The sequence below is a fragment of the Streptomyces sp. NPDC057099 genome (genome assembly GCF_042671245.1).
Lineage (GTDB): Bacteria > Actinomycetota > Actinomycetes > Streptomycetales > Streptomycetaceae > Streptomyces > Streptomyces purpurascens.
In genome coordinates, this window is the sequence record NZ_JBHUTX010000015.1 from 23,834 (window position 1) to 42,996 (window position 19,163).

Genomic DNA, 19,163 nt, shown 5'->3' on the forward strand with positions numbered 1-19,163 from the left:
CTCAGGGCCTGCGCATACGCCGGTCCAGCGCCAGCGACAGTTCCGCCTCCACCACGCTTCTCGCCAGTGGGCGCAGGCGCGGTAGGTCCTGGGCGGAGGCGTGGCGGAGGACCAGGGCCGTGAAGAGGTCGGCCAGGGCGTCGGCGTGGGTGCGGACCTGTTTGGCGGCGGCGAGGACGTCGGCGAGGGGGATGCCCTCGTGGACCAGGGCCGAGGAGACGTCCAGGAGGCGGCGGCTGATGTGGACGATCTCGTCGCCGTCGGTGGCGAGGTAGCCGAGTTCCAGCGCGGCGGCGAGGTTCTCGGGCGTGGTCTCGCCGGCGAAGTGGTCGGCGAGTTCCTCGGGGGTGAGGTGGACCGGCTCCTCCTCGGTGGGGGCGCCCTCGACGCCGAGCAGCTCGCCGACGTCCCGGCCGTTGTCGAAGGCCTCCGCGAGTTCCGCGATGCCGCTGAGGGTGTGGCCGCGCTCCAGCAGGGCCGTGATCGTGCGCAGCCGGGCCAGGTGGTGGTCGTCGTACCAGGCGATGCGGCCTTCCCGGCGGGGTGGCGGGATCAGTTTGCGTTCGCGGTAGAAGCGCAGGGTGCGCACCGTGATCCCGGCGAGGCGGGCCAGCTCTTCCATGCGGTATTCACGCTTCTCGGCCACCTGGGCACCTTAAGGCGTACCACGGGTAACTTCCTCGTTCCGCCCCCTACCCATCAGTACGCCGCTGCCCTACGCTCCCATTGCGCCAGTGTTCACTGGCGTGGTTCTCGTGGTGTGTGTGGAGGTGTCGGCATGGGCGAACGCGAACACGAACGCGAGCATGTACGGGTCGCGGTGGTCGGGTCCGGGTTCGGCGGGCTGGGGGCCGCCGTGCGGCTGCGCCGCGAGGGCGTCACCGACTTCGTCGTCCTGGAGCGGGCGAGCAGCGTCGGCGGCACCTGGCGGGACAACAGCTACCCGGGGTGCCGGTGCGACGTGCCCTCGCATCTGTACTCGTTCTCCTTCGCGCCCAACCCCGACTGGCCGCGCACCTTCTCCGGGCAGGAGCACATCCGCGCCTATCTGGAGCACGTCACGGACGTGTTCCGGCTGCGGCCGCACATCCGCTTCGACTCGGAGGTGAAGCGGATGAGCTGGAACGCCGAGCGGCTGTGCTGGGACATCGAGACCAGCAGCGGGAATCTGTCGGCGGACCTGGTGGTGTCGGCGACCGGGCCGCTGTCCGATCCGAAGGTGCCGGAGATACCGGGGCTGGAGTCCTTCCCCGGCAAGGTCTTCCACTCGGCCCGCTGGGACCACGACTACGACCTGCGCGGCAAGCGCGTCGCGATGGTGGGGACCGGGGCCTCGGCCGCCCAGATCGTGCCGGCCGTCCAGCCCGACGTCTCGCACCTGACCCTGTTCCAGCGGACCCCGCCGTGGGTCATGCCCCGCGTCGACCGGAACATCAGCGACGGCGAGCGGTGGCTGCACCGGCAGCTGCCCTTCACCTCGCAGCTGCGGCGCGGACTGCTGTGGGGTATCCGGGAGTTGCAGGTGCAGGCGTTCACCAAGCACCCGGGCCAGCTCGGTCTCGTCGAGGAGATGGCCCGCCGCAACATGGCCCGCTCCATCAAGGACCCGGCGCTGCGGGCGAAGCTCACCCCGGACTACCGCATCGGCTGCAAGCGGATCCTGCTGTCCAGCGACTACTACCCGGCGCTCGCGCAGCCCAATGTGGACGTGGTCGCGAGTGGTCTGGCCGAGGTCCGCGGATCGACCCTGGTCGCCGCCGACGGCAGTGAGGCCGAGGTCGACGCGATCGTCTTCGGCACCGGGTTCCACGTCACCGACATGCCCATCGCCGACCGGGTCGTGGGCGCCGACGGACGGACCCTAGCCGAGACCTGGAAGGGCGGCATGGAGGCCCTGCGCGGTGCCTCCGCCGCCGGGTTCCCCAACTGGATGACGATCATCGGGCCCAACACCGGCCTCGGGAACTCCTCGATGATCCTGATGATCGAGTCGCAGCTGAACTACCTGGCCGACTACGTCCGCCAGCTCGACGTCCTCGGCGGCCGGGTCGCCCTCGACGCCCGGCCGGGTGCCGTACAGGCCTGGAACCACCGGGTGCAGGAGCGCATGAAGCGCACGGTGTGGAACACCGGCGGCTGCACCAGCTGGTACCTCGACGCGAGCGGCCGCAACACCACCATCTGGCCCGGCACGACGGGCGAGTTCCGGCGGGCGACGCGACGGGTGGATCTCGCGGAGTACGACGTCCTGCGCGTCCCCGCGCGGAAGGAAGCCGAGAAGGCCGGGGTGGACGCGTGAGCCGCCTCCTGCACGTCGACTCCGGGCCCTACGCCCCGCCCGCCCCCGCGCGCGAACTGACCGCCGTGTCCGCCGACGGCGCCCGGCTGCACGTCGAGATCCACGGTCCCGACGGTGCCCCGGCCGTCGTCCTCGCCCACGGCTGGACCTGCTCCACCGCCTTCTGGGCGGCGCAGATCCGTGAACTGGCCGCCGACCACCGGGTCATCGCCTACGACCAGCGCGGCCACGGGCGCAGCCCCGCGAGCCCCGCGTGCAGCGCCGAGGCGCTCGCCGACGACCTGGAGGCCGTACTCGAAGCCACCCTTGCGCCCGGCGAACAGGCCGTGATCGCCGGGCACTCCATGGGCGGCATGACCGTGATGGCGGCCGCCGAGCGGGCCGGCTTCCGGGCGCACGCGGCCGCCGTCCTGCTGTGCAGCACGGGCAGTTCGCAGCTGGTCGCCGCCTCCACCGTCGTACCGATCCGGGCCGGTCGGCCGCGCACCTGGCTGACCCGGCGGATCCTCGGTTCCCGGGCGCCGCTCGGCCCGGTCACACCCCTGGCCCGCCGGATCCTCAAGTACGCGACGATGGGCGCCGGTTCGGCCCCGCACATGGTCGAGGCGTGCGCCCGTATCGTGCACGCCTGCCCCCGCAGGGTCCGCCACTCCTGGTCGCAGGTGCTGGACCTGCTCGACCTCGACCACGGCGTGCGGGAACTGCGCGTGCCCACGGCCGTCGTCGTCGGTACGGCGGACCGGCTGACCCCGCCGGTGCAGGCCCGGGCCCTGGCCGCCGCGCTGCCGCAGTGCACCGGGCTCACCGAACTGCCCGGCATCGGCCACATGACGCCCATCGAGGCGCCGGGTCTGGTCGGCCAACGCATACGGGAACTCGTCCACGCACACATCCAGGTCGTATCCGAGGAGAGCGCATGAGCAGGGTGAGCCTCGAGGGGAAGGTCGCCGTGGTGACCGGGGCGGCGCGCGGCGTCGGGGAGTTGCTGGCCCGCAAGCTCTCCGCGCGCGGCGTGAAGGTGGCGCTGGTCGGCCTGGAGCCGGACGCGCTCAAGGAGGTCTCCGGGCGGCTGCACAGCGACAGCGACCACTGGCACGCCGATGTCACCGACCACGAGGCGATGGCCAAAGTGGCGAGTGAGGTGAAGGAGCGCTTCGGGAGGGTCGACATCGTCGTCGCCAACGCCGGTGTCGCCACCGGCGGTCCCTTCGCCGACTCCGACCCGGAGTCCTGGCGGCGGGTGATCGAGGTCAATCTGATCGGCTCGGCGGTGACCGGCCGCGCCTTCCTGTCGATGCTGCTCCAGAGCCGGGGGTATCTGCTCCAGATCGCGTCCCTCGCCGCGATCACCCCGGCGCCGATGATGACCGCGTACTGCGCCTCCAAGTCCGGTGTGGAGGCGTACGCGCACAGCCTGCGCGCCGAGGTCGGGCACCGGGGCGTGAAGGTCGGCGTCGGGTATCTGTCGTGGACCGACACCGACATGGTGCGCGGGGCCGACCAGGACGACGTCATGCGGGAGTTGAGGCAGCGGCTGCCCTGGCCGTCCAACAAGACCTATCCGCTGGGTCCGGCCGTGGACCGGCTGGTGGCCGGGATCGAGAGCCGGTCGAGCCATGTGTACGGGCAGTGGTGGCTGCGCGGCATGCAGGGCGTGCGCGGCTACCTGCCCGGGGTCATCGGGACCGTGGGGCAGCGCGAGATGCGGCGGTTCGCGGAGCGGCTGACGGGCATGCGCTCGGGCCTCGTCGGGGCAGGCGGCGCGGCCGATGAGCAGCAGCGGGCTACGCTCCGTAAGTGATCGACATGCGCAGGGTCACGACCCGTGTGAATCTGATCGAGCCAGATCCCCTCACCCCCAACGGGAGTGAACCCACATGGGTATGAAGGACCAGTTCCAGGAGAAGTCCGAGCAGTGGCAGAACCAGGCCCGTCAGAAGGCCGACCAGGCCCGCGAGCAGATGCAGGGCCGCGGTCGCCGGCGGGACGAGGACATGGACTCGCCGCAGCACCCGCAGCACCCCCAGCACCCGCAGAACCCGCAGCGTGACCGCGAGCGGGAGCGCGAGCAGGAGGACCGCTTCGACCAGGACTACGACGCCTGACGACGCGTGCTGAAGGGAAGGGGTGCCTCGCGCGGGGCACCCCTTCCTCGCGTCCCGCTCAGGCCCGGGGCGGCAGCTTCGGCCGGGAGCGGTCCGGTACGTCGCTGTACGTCGGGGGCACCGCCGCGGGATTGCTCTCCAGCAGCCCGAGCGCCAGCTCCACCGCGTCGGTCAGCTGGGCGTGCCGGCCCTCCGCCCAGTCCAGCGGGGTGCGCAGGACGTCGATGTCGGGGGCCACGCCCCTGTTCTCCACCGACCAGCCGTACGCGTCGAACCAGGCCGCGTTCATCGGCACCGTGATCACCGTGCCGTCCCCCAGCTCGTGGCGGCCGGTCATGCCGACGACACCGCCCCAGGTCCGCTGCCCCACCACCGGGCCCAGCTTCAGCAGTTTGAAGGCGGCGGTGATCATGTCGCCGTCGGAGGAGGTCGCCTCGTCCGCCAGGGCCACCACCGGGCCCCTCGGCGCGTTCGAGGTGTACGACACGGGCTGGGCGTCGCGGGTCAGGTCCCAGCCCAGGATCGTGCGGCTCAGCGTCTCGATGACCAACTCGCTGATGTGGCCGCCGGCGTTGCCGCGCACATCCACGATCAGCGCCGGCCGGGACACCTCCATGCGCAGATCGCGGTTGAACTGCGCCCAGCCCGAACCGCCCATGTCCGGGATGTGCAGATAGCCGCAGCGCCCGCCGCTCAACTCCCGTACCACTGCCCGGCGTTTGGCCACCCAGTCCTGGTAGCGCAACGGCCGCTCGTCCACCAGCGGGACGACGGCGACCCGCCGGGGCGGACCCACGCCCTCCGCCGAGTCCCCGGCCGGGGTGAAGGTCAGCTCCACCGTCGAAGCGCCCGCGCCCGCCAGCAGCGGATAGGGGCCCGCGTCCGGATCCACCGGGCGGCCGTCGACGTGGGTGAGGACCGCGCCCTCCCGGATGCCCGTGCCGGCCAGCGGGGAGCGGGCCTTGGAGTCGGAGGAGTCGCCGGCCAGGATCCGCAGAACCGTCCAGCCGCCGTCCCGGCGTACGAAGTTGGCGCCCAGCAGGCCTTGGCGGCGCTGGTAGTGCGGCGGGCCCTCGTTGCGCCGGGCGGCGGTGACGTACGCGTGGGAGGTGCCCAGCTCGCCCAGCACCTCGCGCAGCAGGTCCGCGAACTCGTCCGGGGAGGCGACCCGTTCGACCAGCGGCCGGTACTGGTCCAGCACCCCGGACCAGTCGATGCCGCACATGCCCGGCTCCCAGAAGTACGCCCGGATCAGCCGCCCCGCCTCCTCGTACGCCTGCCGCCACTCCGCCGCCGGGTCGACCACGTGCAGGATGCGGCGCGCGTCGATCCACACCGTCGAGTCGGCGTCGCCCGACTCGGTGGCCGGCACCGCGCGCAGCTCGCCCTCGTCGACCACGACCAGCCGGCTGCCGTCGCCGCTCACCGCGAACCAGTCGAGGTGATCGACGAGTTCGGACTTCTTGGCCTTGGTGATGCCGAAGTGCTCCAGGGTCGGTCGGCCGCTGGTGTCGTCCGGGTTGGCGAACGTCTCGCCCAGCGCGCCCGAGATCGGCCAGCGCAGCCACACCAGCCCGCCGCCCGCTACCGGGTACAGCGCCGAGTACTTGGAGGCGGCCACCGGGAACGGCGTGACCCGGCTCTCCAGGCCCTCGGCCTCGACGGTCACCGCACCGCCGTCGCCGTTCTCGTCGTCCTCCACCGGGTCGAGACCTCCGGCGGCCGGACGGCCCTCCGGGTTCACCGCGAACGGGGAGGGCGTAGCGGAGGACAGCGGCACGAGGTACGGGCGGCAGCCCAGCGGGAAGGACAGGTCGCCGGTGTGCACGTCGTAGACGGGGTCGAAGCCGCGCCAGGACAGGAAGGCGAGGTAGCGGCCGTCGCGCGTGAACACCGGGTTCTCGTCCTCGAAGCGGCCGTTGGTGACGTCGATGACGGCACCCCCCTGGATCCTGGCCATCTTGATCTGCCGCAGGGTCCGCCCGATGCCCGGGTGCGACCAGGTCAGCCACGCCCCGTCCGGGGAGAACGCGAGGTCGCGCACGGGCCCGTTGATCGACCGGATCAGCTCGGTGACCTCGCCGTCCGCGTCCTCGGTCACGTCCACGAGCAGCAGCCGCCCGTCGTGCGAGGCGACCGCGAGCCGCTCGCCCTCCGGGTCGGAGACCAGCTCGCGCACCCGGCCCAGCGCGCCCGGCGCCAGCCGCCGCGGCACGCGGTCGCCGGACGCCCGGGGCAGCGAGGCGATCTCGATCGCGTCCTCGCCCTCCGCGTCCGTCACATACGCCACCCGCCCGCTCGCGCCGAGCATCTCCGGCATCCGCACCCGGACGCCCGGGGTGTCGGTGAGGGTGCGGGCGGGCCCGTCGCGGTGGGTGAGCCAGTACAGGCTGCCGCGTACGACGACCGCGCTGGCCCGGCCGGTCTCGTCGACGGAGATTCCGTCGAGGTGCTGGGCCGCCGCCACCTGGTACGGGCGCCGCCCCGCGCGCGGCCCGCCCATCCGTACGTCGAGGCGCCGCGGCGCGGAGTCCGGCGACAGATCGTCGACCAGCCACAGGTCGCCCGCGCACTGGTACACCACCCGGGTCCCGTCGCTGGAGGCGTGCCGGGCGTAGAAGGCGTCGTGGTCGGTGTGACGGCGCAGATCGGAGCCGTCGTGGGCGCACGAGTAGAGGTTGCCGACGCCCTCGTGGTCGGAGAGGAAGGCGATCCGGCCGCCGACGAACATGGGGGAGTGCAGATGGCCGCCGAGCCCGGCCAGCAGCCGTTCGCCGTGCAGCCACAGCCGGCCCGTGGCCCCGCCCCGGTAGCGCTTCCAGGAGGCCGGCTCGTGCGGCGGGGTGCCGGTGAGGAGAAGGGTCTTGCGCTCCCCGTCCAGGTCCGCGACCTGGAGGTCGGAGACCGGGCCCCAGGGCAGTTTGCGGCCCGGGGCGCCGTCGAGGGGGACCTTGTAGCCCCAGGTGAAGAAGGAGAAGGGCTCGCCGTGCGAGGCCACGGCCAGGATCTCGCCGTCCGGGGTCCAGCCGCAGACCCGTGTGTCGGCACTGCCCCAGTGGGTCAGCCGGCGGCCCGGACCGCCGTCCACCGGCACGAGATGAACCTCGGGTCCCAGGCTGCGCCAGCTCGTGTACGCGAGGTGGCGGCCGTCGGGCGAGAAGCGGGGGTGGCCCAGTTTGGTGCGGTCGACGGTGAGCCGCCAGGCGCGGCCCGGGGCGTCGAGCGGGGCGAGCCAGAGGTCGTCCTCGGCCACGAAGCACAGCAGGTCGTCATGGAGGTGCGGCAGACGCAGATAGCTCACCTCCCCATGCTTGGCCTCGGGGCAGACCGCAGCAAGTTATGACAAACAGGCCGCCGTGACGCAGCACACGTACGAAACGGTTTCGTTTCTCTAGGCTCTGCGCTAGATTCCTCTTGTGCCGGAGAAGGAAGGTGAGCGAGATGGCTGAGGCCGCCACCGCGCGTCGCAGTCGGATCTCCCCCGAGCGGGAGGCCGAGCTGTACGCGGCCGTGCTCGACCTGCTCCGGGAAGTCGGCTACGACGCCCTCACCATGGACGCCGTGGCGGCGCGCACCCGGTCCAGCAAGGCGACGCTCTACCGCCAGTGGGGCGGCAAGCCGGAGCTGGTGGCGAAGGCGGTCCGGCACAACAAGCCGGGCAACATCGCCGACGTCGACACCGGCTCCCTGCGCGGCGACCTCCACGCCCTCACCTCGCGTGAGGACGACTGCACCATGCAGCAGAACGCCGCGCTGATGCGGGGTCTGTTCATGGCGGTGCACGCCAACCCGGATCTTCTCCAGGCGTTCAGGGAACTGCTGATCGAGCCGGAGATGGAGGAGTTCCACCGGGTCGTGCGCAAGGCGGTCGAACGCGGCGAGATCCGCGCCGACTGTCCGGCCCTGGACTACGTCGTGCACATGCTGGTCGGCGCCTTCGCCACCCGCACGCTCATCGACGACCAGCCGCCGACGCAGGCCTTCCTCCTCTCGTACATCGACGCCGTGGTCCTCCCCGCCCTCGGCATCCCCACCACCTGAGCAATCCCCCTCATCTGAGAAACCGCAGCACCTGACGCGATCACCGCTCACGTCGTCGGGCTGATCTCCCCTGCCCTGAAACACCCCACGACCTGACCGGGAGTACGCCCTCGTGGCCACTTTCCTCTACAAACTCGGCCGGCTCTCGTACCGGCGGCGGCACTTCGTCGCCCTGATCTGGGTGGCCCTGCTGACCCTCGCCGGGGTCGGCGCGGCCAGTGCCCCCGCCGCCGGCAACAGCTCGTTCTCCATCCCCGGCACGGAGGCTCAGAAGGCCTTCGACCTGCTGGAACAGCGCTTCCCCGGCGTGAGCGCCGACGGCGCCACCGCACGCGTCGTCTTCAAGGCGCCGAGCGGCGAGAAGATGACGGACCTCGCCAACAAGGCGACGGTCCGCGAGACCGTCGAGGAACTGGCCGACGGCTCCGAGGTCGCCCGCGTCACCGACCCGTACCAGGCGAAGGCCGTCAGCAAGGACGGCACGATCGCCTACGCGCAGGTGTCGTACAAGGTCTCCGGCATGGAGCTGGAGGACTCCTCCCGCGACGCCCTTCAGGACAGCGCGCGGGACGCGCGCAAGAGCGGACTGACCGTCGAGATCGGCGGTGACGCGCTCCAGACCGTCCCGCACACCGGCTCCAGCGAGATCATCGGCATCGCGGTCGCCGCCGTCGTCCTCGTCATCACCTTCGGCTCCCTGGTCGCGGCCGGTCTGCCGCTGCTGACGGCGCTCATCGGCGTGGGCATCGGCGTCTCCACGATCACCGCCCTGGCCGGCGCGCTGGACCTGGGCTCCACCACCTCCACCCTGGCGATGATGATCGGCCTGGCGGTCGGCATCGACTACGCCCTGTTCATCGTCTCCCGCTACCGCGCCGAACTGGCCGAGGGCCGCGACCGCGAGGAGGCCGCGGGCCGGGCCACCGGCACGGCGGGCTCGGCGGTGGTCTTCGCGGGTCTGACGGTCGTGATCGCGCTGGTGGGTCTGTCGGTCGTCAACATCCCGATGCTGACCAAGATGGGCGTCGCGGCGGCGGGCACGGTGGCCATCGCGGTGCTGATCGCCCTGACCATGATCCCGGCGCTGCTCGGATACGCGGGCCGGAAGGTGAAGCCCATGGGAGAGAAGGGCAAGCGGTTCGGCCGGTCGTCGAAGAAGCCGGAGCGCCCCAACCTGGGCACGCGCTGGGCGAGTTTCGTCGTCCGACGCCCGATCGCGGTCCTGCTGCTCGGTGTCATCGGCCTCGGCGCGGCGGCCGTCCCGGCGTCGAGCCTGGAACTGGGCCTGCCGGACGACGGCTCCCAGCCCACCTCCACCACCCAGCGCCGCGCCTACGACCTGCTGTCGGAGGGCTTCGGCCCCGGCTTCAACGGCCCGCTGATGGTCGTCGTCGACGCGAAGGACAGCGACGACCCGAAGGCGGCCTTCTCGGCGGTCGGTGACGAGATCAAGGGGCTCAAGGACGTCGTCACGGTGACGCCGCCGGCGCCCAACAAGGCCGGTGACACGGCCACCATCACTGTGATCCCGGGCTCCCAGCCGTCCTCCGTGACGACGGAGAACCTGGTGCACGGCATCCGCGACGCGGGCACGGACATCAAGGCCGACACGGACGCGAGCGTCCTGGTCACCGGCAGCACGGCGATGAACATCGACGTCAGCGAGAAGCTCAACGACGCGCTGGTCCCCTATCTGGTCCTGGTGGTCGGCTTGGCCTTCCTGCTCCTGATCGTGGTTTTCCGCTCGATCCTGGTCCCGCTGAAGGCGGCGCTCGGCTTCCTGCTGTCGGTGATGGCGGCCCTCGGCGCGGTGGTCGCGGTCTTCCAGTGGGGCTGGCTGTCGGACCTGATGGGCGTGGAGCAGACGGGCCCGGTCATGTCGATGATGCCGATCTTCATGGTCGGTGTGGTCTTCGGCCTGGCCATGGACTACGAGGTGTTCCTCGTGACCCGGATGCGGGAGGCCTACGTCCACGGCGAGAAGCCGAGCCAGGCGATCGTGACGGGCTTCCGGCACGGCGCCCGGGTGGTCACGGCCGCGGCGGTCATCATGATGGCGGTCTTCGCCGGCTTCATCGGCTCGTCCGAGTCGATGGTCAAGATGATCGGCTTCGGCCTCGCGATCGCGGTCTTCTTCGACGCGTTCATCGTCCGCATGGCCATCGTCCCGGCCGTCCTGGCCCTCCTCGGCCGCAAGGCCTGGTGGCTGCCCAAGTGGCTGGACCGGGCCCTGCCCAACGTGGACGTCGAGGGCGAGGGCCTGCGCCCGGACTCCGACCGGGGGGACACGGACCGGGAGCTGGTACGCGCCTGACGTTCCGCCGCTTCCGGTGAGACCGGCCGGTGAGGGCTCCGTGGGGACGGGGCCCTCACCGGCATCCTGGAGCGGGCATCCTCCGCCTCGAAGTTCTCGAACACATTTGCTCGAATCGTGTGCAATTCCGGTTGGATGTGACCTTTCGCCGCGAGCGGCCATGAAGCGTCCATACGGTGATCGGTATACAGCTTCGCTACAACTACCGGGCCTACCCGGACGCCCCGCAGCGCCGTTCGCTGGCGAAGGCGTTCGGGTGCGCCCGTGTGGTGTGGAACGACTGCCTGCGCGACCGCAAGGAAGCGCACGCGGCGGGACTGCCGTACGTGAAGTCGGCGGATCTCTCCAAGCTGCGCATCACCCAGGCCAAGCGCACCGAGGAACGCGCCTGGCTCGCCGAGGTATCGGCGGTCGTCCTGCAACAGCGCCTTCTCTCTCCAGGACGACGGCACGGTGTACGTGGCCAAGGTCGGCGATCTCAAGGTCAAGTGGTCGCGCTGGCTGCCCAGCAAGCCGACGTCCCTGACCATCACCAAGGACAGCTGCGGCCGGTACTTCCTCAGTTTCGTGGTGGACACTGAACCGGACATCCTCCCCGGCCTGGAGACCGACGCCGGGATCGATCTGGGCCTGTCCGCGTTCGCGGTCCTGTCCGACGGCCGGAAGATCGACAGCCCGCGCTTCCTGCGCCGGGCGGAGAAGAAGCTCAAGCGTCTTCAGCGGGAGCTGTCCCGCAAGACGAAGGGGTCGAAGAACCGGGCCAAGGCCCGCATCGAGGTCGCACGCCAGCACGCGCGTGTGGCGGACCGGCGCCGGGACTGGCACCACAAGGCTTCCACGCAGATCATTCGCGACAACCAAGCGGTGTATGTGGAAGACCTCGCGGTGTCAGGTCTCGGGCGCACCTTCGCCAAGGTGGGCCGTGCCTTCCCGTCCTCCCAGGTCTGCTCGGCCTGCGGGTTCCGGGACGGTCCCAAGCCGCTGCACGTCCGGCAGTGGACGTGCAGCGCGTGCGGCACGGTGCACGAACGCGACCACAACGCGGCCCGCAATGTCCTCTTCGAAGGACGTCGTATCGTCGCCGCCGGACGGGCGGAGACGCTAAACGCCTGTGGAGCGCCGGTAAGACGGGCACATGTGCCCGCACAGCGCGGTGAAGCAGGAAGCCACCGGAAGGGTCAGGCGACCCAGGCCGGAATCCCTGGACTTCAGGACAGGGAGCACGTCAAAGGCTGCGGGCGGTGATGTCGCCGTAGGCGGTGGTCGCGCGGATGTTCAGGCCGGCGGCGGCGCCGTCGGCGTTCATCAGCGCGTTGTGGATCCGGCCGAAGCCGGTGCCGGCGTCCAGCGAGGCGGAGACGCCGCGGCCGGCGCCGATCGAGATCTCGCCGTGCTCGGTGCGCAGCTCGACCGTGCCGCCCATGGCCTCGGCGACCCGGATGTCGCCCTTCTGGGTGCTGATCTCGGCGGAGCCGCCGAGCCGGCCGACCGAGACGTCGCCGGAGAGGAGGGTGAGGCGGGCGCCTTCGGTCTCGTCGAGCTTGACCAAGCCCTGCGCGCCCTCGAAGGTGACATCGCCGAGCCGTCCGACGCCCCGGAACTCGGAGCTGTCCGCCTTCGCCTCGACACGGGAGCCCGCGGGCAGCTGGACGGTCACCTCGACGGATCCGGAGTGGCCGAGGATCCGGTTCTTCGCCGGTGCGGCCTCGATCCGCAGGACACCGTCGCCGTACGCGACCTGGATCTGCTCCGCCGCCTTCACATCGCGGCCGTTCGAGCTGTCCGCGGGCCGGACCTCGACGGTGGTGTCGGCCCGGTCGGCGGCGATGAACTGGATGCGTCCGGCGGGGATGTCGAGGACGGTGGCGATCGGGGCGGGGGTGGTGAACTTCTGCATCGTGCTCTCCTTGGGCTCGTTGTTTCTGATGAATGAAACGCTACGTTGCGTTCATGGATCTGGCAACGCATTCGTTGCGCTGGAATGACGTACTTCCAGCTCAAGGCAGCAATTTCGTTGCAATGGTTTCCCATTTAATGCAACGTCAGTTACGTCGTCGTTGCAATGAAATGAAGGTGAACGCTATGCTGAAGGCCACTTGGGGAGAACGAAGGAGATCGCGATGCCGGGAGGCAGGCTCACCCAGCAGGAACGTCAGCAGATCGCGCTGGGACTGGCCGACGGCCTCGCCTACGCGGAGATCGCCCGACGTGTCGACCGCCCGACCTCGACCATCACACGCGAGGTCATGCGCAACGGCGGCCCCACCGCCTACCGCGCCGACCTGGCCCACCGCGCCACCGAACGCCGGGCCCACCGGCGCCGGCAGGCCACGCCCCGGGCTGCGGAGGCGCCCCCGCAGGCCCACGGGCGCGACGCCGAGGCCGTGCGGGAGTACGAGGAGGTGTTCACCACCGTCCTCATGGCGTCGGGCATGACGACCATGCCGGCCAGGGTGATGGCCTCCCTCACGCTGACCGACAGCGGCAGCCTCACCGCGTCCGAACTGGTCCAGCGCCTCCAGGTCAGCCCGGCGTCCATCTCCAAAGCGGTCGCGTTCCTGGACAGCCAGGGCCTCGTCCGCCGGGAACGCGACGAACGCCGACGCGAGCGCTACATCGTCGACGACGACATCTGGTACCAGTCGATGATGGCCAGCGCCCGGTCCATCGCCCAGCTCGTCGAGATCGCCCGCCAGGGCGTCGGCGTCCTCGGCCCCGGCACCCCGGTCGCCGCCCGCCTCGAGAACATCGCCCGCTTCCTCGACTTCGTCAGCGAGAGCACGGCCCGCGCGGCGGAACAGGCCCGCGAGATCCTCCGTACGAACGTGGAGCGGCCTTAGGGCCTGTCGTCGGCTTCGTCGACGGACACCGGCCGCCGCTCGCGTGTCCGATACACGGACCGCTAGCGTGCCCCCATGACGACGACAGCCGCCACGGACGCCGATGACTCCGGTGCACACCCCCTCTTCGCCCAGGCCCTGCGGGAGCTCGGGCTCGACGAGGTCGTTCCGCTCGTCCGGCGTTTCCCGGAAGCCACCCGTACCGCCTCCGAAGCCGCCGCCGCTCTCGGGTGCGAGCTGAGCCAGATCTGCAAGTCGCTGATCTTCGCGGCGGACGGGGTGCCCGTGCTGGTGCTCGTGGACGGGGCCTCCCGGGTCGACCTCGAGCTGGTGCGCAAGGAGCTCGCCGCGGACAAGGTCACCCGGGCCAAGGTCGATGTCGTGCGGGAGACGACCGGCTATGCCATCGGCGGCGTGCCGCCCTTCGGGCACCGGACGAGGACGCGCGTGCTCGCCGACCGGTCCCTGCTCGGCCACGAGACCGTGTGGGCGGCGGCCGGGACGCCGTACACCGTGTTCCCCATGACGCCCCGCGACCTCGTCGCCCACGCCGGCGCGACTCTGGTGGACGTGCGCGAGAGCGCCGCGTGACGCCGCTGGTCACGGCCGCGGTTCTGCTCGCCGCCGTGACCCACGCCAGCTGGAACGCCCTCGCGCACAGGATCACGGACAAGCTCGCCGGGTTCGCGCTGATCTCGGGCGGCGGGCTGGTCATCGGGCTGGCGCTCGCGCCGTTCGTGGCGTTCCCGGCGGCCGGGGCGTGGCCGTATCTGTTCCTCTCCGCGGCCATCCACATCGCCTACTACGCGCTGCTGATGAAGTCCTTCCGGCTGGGCGACTTCGGGCAGGCCTATCCCATCGCGCGCGGCACCGCGCCCCTCGTCGTGACCCTGCTCGCGGCGCTCTTCGCACACGAGGTGCCCGACGGGTGGGCCGCGGCCGGCATCGCCCTGTCCTGCGCGGGGCTGACCGGCGTCGCCCTGTGGGGGCTGCGCGGGCGGCGGCCCGACTGGGCGGCGATCGGGGCGGCCCTGGCGACGGGGCTGACGATCGCCGTGTACACCGTCGTGGACGGGCTGGGCGTGCGGGCGTCGGGGTCCTCGCTCGGGTACATCGCCTGGCTGATGACCGTGCAAGGGGTCGTCATCCCCGCCTACGCCGTGAGCCGCTGGCGCGGGCGGACCGTCGCCCTGCTGCGGCCGTTCGCCGTGACCGGGCTCATCGGGGCCGCCCTCTCCGTCGCCGCCTACGCCCTCGTCCTGTGGGCCCAGACCAAGGCCGAACTCGCGCCCATCGCGGCCCTGCGCGAATCGTCGATCATCGTCGGCGCGGCCATCGGCGCCGTGTTCTTCAAGGAGCGGTTCGGCGTGCCGAGAATCGCGGCGGCCGGGCTGCTCGTCGTCGGGATCGGGTTGATGCTGCACGCCGGTTAGGCGCGTCGGGACGGGTGCGCCAGGACGGTGCGAGGAGCACCCTGGAACTAGGTCTTCCGGAGGTGATCGTCATGATGCACACCCGAGCGGGATGGCACGTCGAGATGGAGTTCATGGAGGACGACCAGCACACGCGCGCGGTCGCGATGGTGCGGCTGCCCGACGGCAGCGAGGTACGGGCGCACGGGGCGGCCAACCGGCACCGGTCCGACGCCAATCAGCCCAGGGTCGGAGAGGAGATCGCCGGGGCCCGGGCGCTCAACGAACTCGCCATGCGGTTGCTGACCAAAGCGCACGAGGAGATCGACCAGGCGTCCGGGCGGATCTCCCACCCGATCCACGTCTAGAGGCCGAGAGGCCGGAGACCGGGAGTCTCAGAGGCCGAGCGCCTGCCGTACCGCCCGCACCAGGGTCTGGGCCCGCGGATCCGCCGTCACCGTCTTGCGGAAGCCGTTCGTGACGTAGCCGAAGGCGATCTTGGACTCCGGGTCCGCGAAGCCCAGGGCGCCGCCGCGGCCCGGGTGTCCGAAGGAGCCCGGGGCCAGGAAGGGCGAGGCGCTGCCGTGCAGCATGTAGCCGAGGCCGAAGCGGGTGCCGACCACCAGGACGCGGTCGGGGCCCGCCGACTCCTCGGCGCGGGCCAGTTCGACCGTCTCCGGCGTGAAGAGGCGTGCGGCACCGGCCGTGTCGCCGGTCAGCGTCGCGTAGAAGCGGGCCAGTCCGTCCGCCGTCGCGATGGCGTTGGTCGCGGGCAGGGCCGCCGCGCGGTAGGCGGGGTCGTTCTGTTCCGGGAACGGGGTGATCGCCGCGAAGGCCCGGCGGGTGAGGGAGGCCGGGTCCTCGTAGGCCTCGGTGACCGAGCGCTTCGGCCGGGCGCGCAGGCCCCCGGTCGGCTCGGGGCCCTCCACGCGGCCCGCGCGTCCCACCCGGTGGGCCTCCGACTCGGGCAGACCGAGCCAGAGATCCAGGCCCAGCGGGCCGGTGATCTGCGCCGCTAGCCACTCGCCCGCGCCCTGCCCGGTCACGCGCCGCACCAGTTCGTCGAGCATCCAGCCGTAGGTGAGCGCGTGGTAGCCGTGGTCGGTGCCGGGCTCCCACACGGGGGCCTGGGCGGCGACCGCCGCGGGGCCCCGCAGCGGGTCGAGGGCCTGCTCGGGGGTGAGGGGGTGGTCGAGGACCGGCAGTCCGGCCCGGTGGTTCAGGACGTGCCGGACCAGCACCCGCTCCTTGCCCCGCGCCTTGAACTCCGGCCAGTAGTGGCCCACCGGCGCGTCCAGGTCCAGCTGTCCGCGCTGGTGCAGCAGGAGCGGTACGGCGGCGGCTATGCCCTTCGTCGCCGAGCGCACGACCTGGGCGGTGCCGTGCTCCCAGGGGCTCGTGCCGTCGACGTCCTTCGTGCCGGCCCACAGGTCGACGACCCGCTGCCCGTCCCGGTAGACGGCGACCGACGCGCCCCGTTCCCCGAGCGTCTCGAAGTTCCGTACGAATGCTTCCCTGACCGGCTCGAAGCCCTCGGCGACTGTGCCGTTCACGTCCACGTCCGTACTCCTCGTCCTGCTTGCGGTACCGCTGTGCTCCCCCTTAGCCAAGCAGGATCGTCACGTCGATGTTCCCGCGGGTCGCGTTCGAGTACGGGCAGATCTCGTGGGCGGCGTCCACCAGCTTGGTCGCGAGGTCGGGGTCGACGACCGGGAGGGAGACGCTCAGGGCGACCGCGAGGCCGTAGCCCTGTTGGGCGTTGGGGCCGATGCCGACCTTCGCGGCGACCGTGGAGCCGGCCAGGTCGTAGCCCTCGCGGTTGCCGACCAGGATCAGGGCGTTGTGGAAGCAGGAGCTGTAGCCGGCCGCGAAGAGCTGTTCCGGGTTGGTGCCGTTGCCGTCGCCGCCGAGCTGCGGGGGCATCGCGACCTTGAGCTCGATCTGGCCGTCCTGGCTGGTGACATAGCCCTCACGGCCGCCGTGGGCGGTGGCCTCCGCGACGTACATGATCTTCGTCGGGCGGGTGTCGACGGCGGGGCCGTCAGTCATGCTGTCCTCCCCCGGAAACAGGTGTGCACAAACACATCGTGCACAAGGTACTGGCCAGTAACCGGCCTGCGCCACCAGGGGGTCACAACCTCGGGCAACCCTCGCTCAGCGCGCCCGCTCCGCCGCCGACTCCGCCTTCTCGGCCAGGTGCCACAGTTCCTCGCGGAGCCGCGCGATCTCCGTGCCGTCCAGGCCCGTCGCCGCGAGCAGCGCGCCGGGCACGCAGGTCGCGCGCTCCCGGAGTTCCTCCCCGCGCCCGGTCACGGCCACGAGCACCGACCGCTCGTCCCGCGCCGACCGTTCGCGCCGCAGCAGACCCGCCGCCTCCAGCCGCTTCAGCAGCGGCGAGACCGTGCCGTAGTCGAGGCGCAGGGCCGCGGCCAGTTCCTTGACCGTGGTCTCGCCGCGCTCCCACAGGACCAGCAGCACGAGGTACTGGGGATAGGTGAGGCCGAGGTCGTCGAGGAGCGGGCGGTACGCGGCCGTCACCGCGCGCTGGGCGGCGTACAGGGCGAAGCACAGCTGGTCGTCCAGCAGCAGTGAAGCACCCCCGCTCGGGGGCTTCTCGTTCGTCACGCGCTCATTGTCACGGACGGGCCTCGGCGGCCGGCACGGAACGCGGATCGAATCCGAACGGCAGCTCCAGCCGGTGGGCGCGCATCAGCTCCTCGTCGGAGAGCAGCGTGCCGGTCGGGCCGTCCGCCGCGATCACGCCCTCGCTGAGGACCAGGGAGCGCGGGCACAGCTCCAGGGCGTAGGGGAGGTCGTGCGTGACCATCAGGACCGTCACGTCCAGCGAGCGCAGGATGTCGGCCAGTTCGCGGCGGGAGGCGGGGTCGAGGTTGGAGGAGGGCTCGTCGAGGACGAGGATCTCCGGCTCCATGGCGAGGACGGTCGCCACGGCCACCCGGCGGCGCTGTCCGAAGGAGAGGTGGTGCGGCGGGCGGTCCTTGAACTCCGCCATGCCGACCCGCTCCAGGGCCCGGTCCACGCGCTCCTCCAGCTCCGGCCCCTTCAGCCCGGCCGCCGCGGGCCCGAACGCCACGTCCTCCCGGACCGTCGGCATGAAGAGCTGGTCGTCCGGGTCCTGGAAGACGATGCCGACCCGGCGCCGGATCTCGGCCATGTGCCGCTTGTCCACGGGCAGCCCGGCGACCCGCACCGTGCCGGCGCCGCCGGTCAGGATGCCGTTGAGGTGCAGCACGAGGGTCGTCTTGCCGGCGCCGTTCGGCCCGAGCAGCGCGACCCGCTCGCCGCGCGCGACCGAGAAGTCGACGCCGAAGAGGGCCTGGTGCCCGTCGGGATAGGCGAAGGCCAGTCCGGCCACTTCGAGCGAAGGTGTCATAGGGCCCATCCCAGCAGACAGACGACGAGGGCCGCGCCCGGGAGGGCCAGGGCGTACGACCACTGCGCCCGGGACGCCGTCACCTCGTCGATGACCGGCATGGCACCGGCGTAGCCCCGGCTGACCATGGCCAGATGCACGCGCTCTCCGCGTTCGTAGGAGCGGATGAACAGGGCGCCGGCGGACTTGGCGAGCACGCCCCAGTGCCGGACGCCCTTCGCCTCGAAGCCGCGGGACTCCCGGGCGATCCGCATGCGCCGCATCTCGTCCGCGATGACATCGCCGTAGCGGATCATGAAGGACGCGATCTGCACGAGCAGCGGCGGCAGCTTGAGGCGCTGCAGGCCGAGGAGGAGTTCGCGCAGGTCGGTGGTGGCGGCGAGGAGGACGGAGGCGGCGACGCCGAGGGTGCCCTTGGCGAGCACGTTCCAGGCGCCCCACAGGCCGTTGACGCTCAGGGACATGCCCAGGACGTCGACCCGCTCGCCCTCCGCGACGAACGGCATGAGCACCGCGAAGGCGACGAACGGCACCTCGATCAGCAGCCGCCGGAGCAGGAACCCGGCGGGCACGCGCGCGACGCCCGCGACGACGCCCAGCAGCACGGCGTACCCCCCGAACGCCCACATCGCCTCGCGCGGCGTCGCCACCACGACCAGCACGAACGCGAACACGGCGGCGAGCTTGGTGTGCGGCGGCAGGGCGTGCACGGGCGAGTGCCCGTGCCGGTAGAGCTTGTGCGCGTGTCCCGCACCCAT

At 71.5% G+C, this 19,163-nt stretch carries 18 protein-coding genes and 1 pseudogene; 11 read left to right on the top strand and 8 right to left on the bottom strand.

What is annotated here, in order from left to right:
* Position 1: 1 nt before the first annotated feature.
* Entirely contained in the window at positions 2 to 622 is a 621-nt protein-coding gene (locus ACFT4A_RS20430; RefSeq protein WP_382832327.1) for a MerR family transcriptional regulator, read from the bottom strand.
* A gap of 156 nt (positions 623 to 778) precedes the next feature.
* Here ACFT4A_RS20430 and ACFT4A_RS20435 point away from each other — a divergent pair, with 156 nt between their 5' ends.
* The 4 genes from ACFT4A_RS20435 (at position 779) to ACFT4A_RS20450 (ending at position 4,404) form a co-directional block, all read left to right on the top strand.
* On the top strand, positions 779 to 2,299 hold the full coding sequence (locus ACFT4A_RS20435; RefSeq protein WP_382832134.1) for a flavin-containing monooxygenase: 1,521 nt from the start codon (positions 779 to 781) through the stop codon (positions 2,297 to 2,299).
* Positions 2,296 to 3,219, top strand: a complete 924-nt coding sequence (locus ACFT4A_RS20440; protein WP_382832136.1) for an alpha/beta fold hydrolase — start codon at positions 2,296 to 2,298, stop codon at positions 3,217 to 3,219. Before ACFT4A_RS20435 ends, ACFT4A_RS20440 begins: the two co-directional genes overlap by 4 nt.
* Entirely contained in the window at positions 3,216 to 4,100 is an 885-nt protein-coding gene (locus tag ACFT4A_RS20445) for an SDR family oxidoreductase (protein ID WP_382832138.1), read from the top strand. Before ACFT4A_RS20440 ends, ACFT4A_RS20445 begins: the two co-directional genes overlap by 4 nt.
* A gap of 76 nt (positions 4,101 to 4,176) precedes the next feature.
* A complete protein-coding gene (locus ACFT4A_RS20450) occupies positions 4,177 to 4,404 on the top strand; it encodes a hypothetical protein (protein WP_382832139.1) in 228 nt (75 codons plus the stop codon).
* A gap of 58 nt (positions 4,405 to 4,462) precedes the next feature.
* Here ACFT4A_RS20450 and ACFT4A_RS20455 read toward each other — a convergent pair whose 3' ends face one another.
* The gene (locus tag ACFT4A_RS20455) at positions 4,463 to 7,705 is read right to left on the bottom strand and encodes a S41 family peptidase (protein WP_382832141.1); all 3,243 of its coding nucleotides are present in this window, start codon (positions 7,703 to 7,705) and stop codon (positions 4,463 to 4,465) included.
* A 140-nt stretch (positions 7,706 to 7,845) separates the two neighbouring features.
* Between ACFT4A_RS20455 and ACFT4A_RS20460 the strand changes: the two genes are divergently transcribed.
* From ACFT4A_RS20460 to ACFT4A_RS20470, 3 genes and pseudogenes are all read left to right on the top strand, one after another.
* Positions 7,846 to 8,445 carry a TetR/AcrR family transcriptional regulator gene (locus ACFT4A_RS20460; RefSeq protein ID WP_382832143.1) on the top strand — a complete coding sequence of 200 codons (600 nt, stop codon included), beginning with the start codon at positions 7,846 to 7,848 and terminating at the stop codon, positions 8,443 to 8,445.
* Positions 8,446 to 8,557: 112 nt separating this feature from the next.
* Positions 8,558 to 10,759 carry an MMPL family transporter gene (locus ACFT4A_RS20465; RefSeq protein WP_382832145.1) on the top strand — a complete coding sequence of 734 codons (2,202 nt, stop codon included), beginning with the start codon at positions 8,558 to 8,560 and terminating at the stop codon, positions 10,757 to 10,759.
* A gap of 185 nt (positions 10,760 to 10,944) precedes the next feature.
* A pseudogene (locus ACFT4A_RS20470) lies at positions 10,945 to 12,004 on the top strand (RNA-guided endonuclease InsQ/TnpB family protein).
* On the opposite strand, the gene ACFT4A_RS20475 reads toward ACFT4A_RS20470, so the two are convergent.
* Positions 11,985 to 12,656, bottom strand: coding sequence for a DUF4097 family beta strand repeat-containing protein (locus tag ACFT4A_RS20475; RefSeq protein ID WP_382832147.1), 672 nt, complete (start codon positions 12,654 to 12,656; stop codon positions 11,985 to 11,987). The pseudogene ACFT4A_RS20470 and the gene ACFT4A_RS20475 sit on opposite strands and share 20 nt — an antisense overlap.
* Before the next feature lie 223 nt (positions 12,657 to 12,879).
* On the opposite strand from ACFT4A_RS20475, the gene ACFT4A_RS20480 reads away from it, so the two are divergent.
* From ACFT4A_RS20480 to ACFT4A_RS20495, 4 genes are all read left to right on the top strand, one after another.
* On the top strand, positions 12,880 to 13,599 hold the full coding sequence (locus tag ACFT4A_RS20480; RefSeq protein ID WP_382832149.1) for a helix-turn-helix domain-containing protein: 720 nt from the start codon (positions 12,880 to 12,882) through the stop codon (positions 13,597 to 13,599).
* Between the two features lie 75 nt (positions 13,600 to 13,674).
* On the top strand, positions 13,675 to 14,190 hold the full coding sequence (locus tag ACFT4A_RS20485) for a YbaK/EbsC family protein (RefSeq protein ID WP_382832151.1): 516 nt from the start codon (positions 13,675 to 13,677) through the stop codon (positions 14,188 to 14,190).
* A complete protein-coding gene (locus ACFT4A_RS20490) occupies positions 14,187 to 15,032 on the top strand; it encodes an EamA family transporter (RefSeq protein ID WP_382832153.1) in 846 nt (281 codons plus the stop codon). The genes ACFT4A_RS20485 and ACFT4A_RS20490 overlap by 4 nt, the downstream gene beginning before the upstream one ends.
* Before the next feature lie 71 nt (positions 15,033 to 15,103).
* Positions 15,104 to 15,379 carry a DUF1876 domain-containing protein gene (locus tag ACFT4A_RS20495; RefSeq protein ID WP_382832154.1) on the top strand — a complete coding sequence of 92 codons (276 nt, stop codon included), beginning with the start codon at positions 15,104 to 15,106 and terminating at the stop codon, positions 15,377 to 15,379.
* 27 nt (positions 15,380 to 15,406) lie between these two features.
* Here the strand turns inward: ACFT4A_RS20495 and ACFT4A_RS20500 are convergent, their stop codons facing one another.
* The 5 genes from ACFT4A_RS20500 to cbiQ all read right to left on the bottom strand — a co-directional run bounded on the left by ACFT4A_RS20500 (position 15,407) and on the right by cbiQ (position 19,163).
* Positions 15,407 to 16,570: a serine hydrolase domain-containing protein gene (locus ACFT4A_RS20500; RefSeq protein ID WP_382832156.1), complete on the bottom strand. Its 1,164-nt coding sequence runs from the start codon at positions 16,568 to 16,570 to the stop codon at positions 15,407 to 15,409.
* A 43-nt stretch (positions 16,571 to 16,613) separates the two neighbouring features.
* On the bottom strand, positions 16,614 to 17,060 hold the full coding sequence (locus ACFT4A_RS20505; protein ID WP_382832158.1) for an organic hydroperoxide resistance protein: 447 nt from the start codon (positions 17,058 to 17,060) through the stop codon (positions 16,614 to 16,616).
* A gap of 105 nt (positions 17,061 to 17,165) precedes the next feature.
* A complete protein-coding gene (locus tag ACFT4A_RS20510) occupies positions 17,166 to 17,636 on the bottom strand; it encodes a MarR family winged helix-turn-helix transcriptional regulator (protein WP_382832160.1) in 471 nt (156 codons plus the stop codon).
* A 10-nt stretch (positions 17,637 to 17,646) separates the two neighbouring features.
* The gene (locus ACFT4A_RS20515; protein ID WP_382832162.1) at positions 17,647 to 18,414 is read right to left on the bottom strand and encodes an energy-coupling factor ABC transporter ATP-binding protein; all 768 of its coding nucleotides are present in this window, start codon (positions 18,412 to 18,414) and stop codon (positions 17,647 to 17,649) included.
* Positions 18,402 to 19,163, bottom strand: a complete 762-nt coding sequence (gene cbiQ, locus ACFT4A_RS20520; protein WP_382832164.1) for a cobalt ECF transporter T component CbiQ — start codon at positions 19,161 to 19,163, stop codon at positions 18,402 to 18,404. The genes ACFT4A_RS20515 and cbiQ overlap by 13 nt, the downstream gene beginning before the upstream one ends.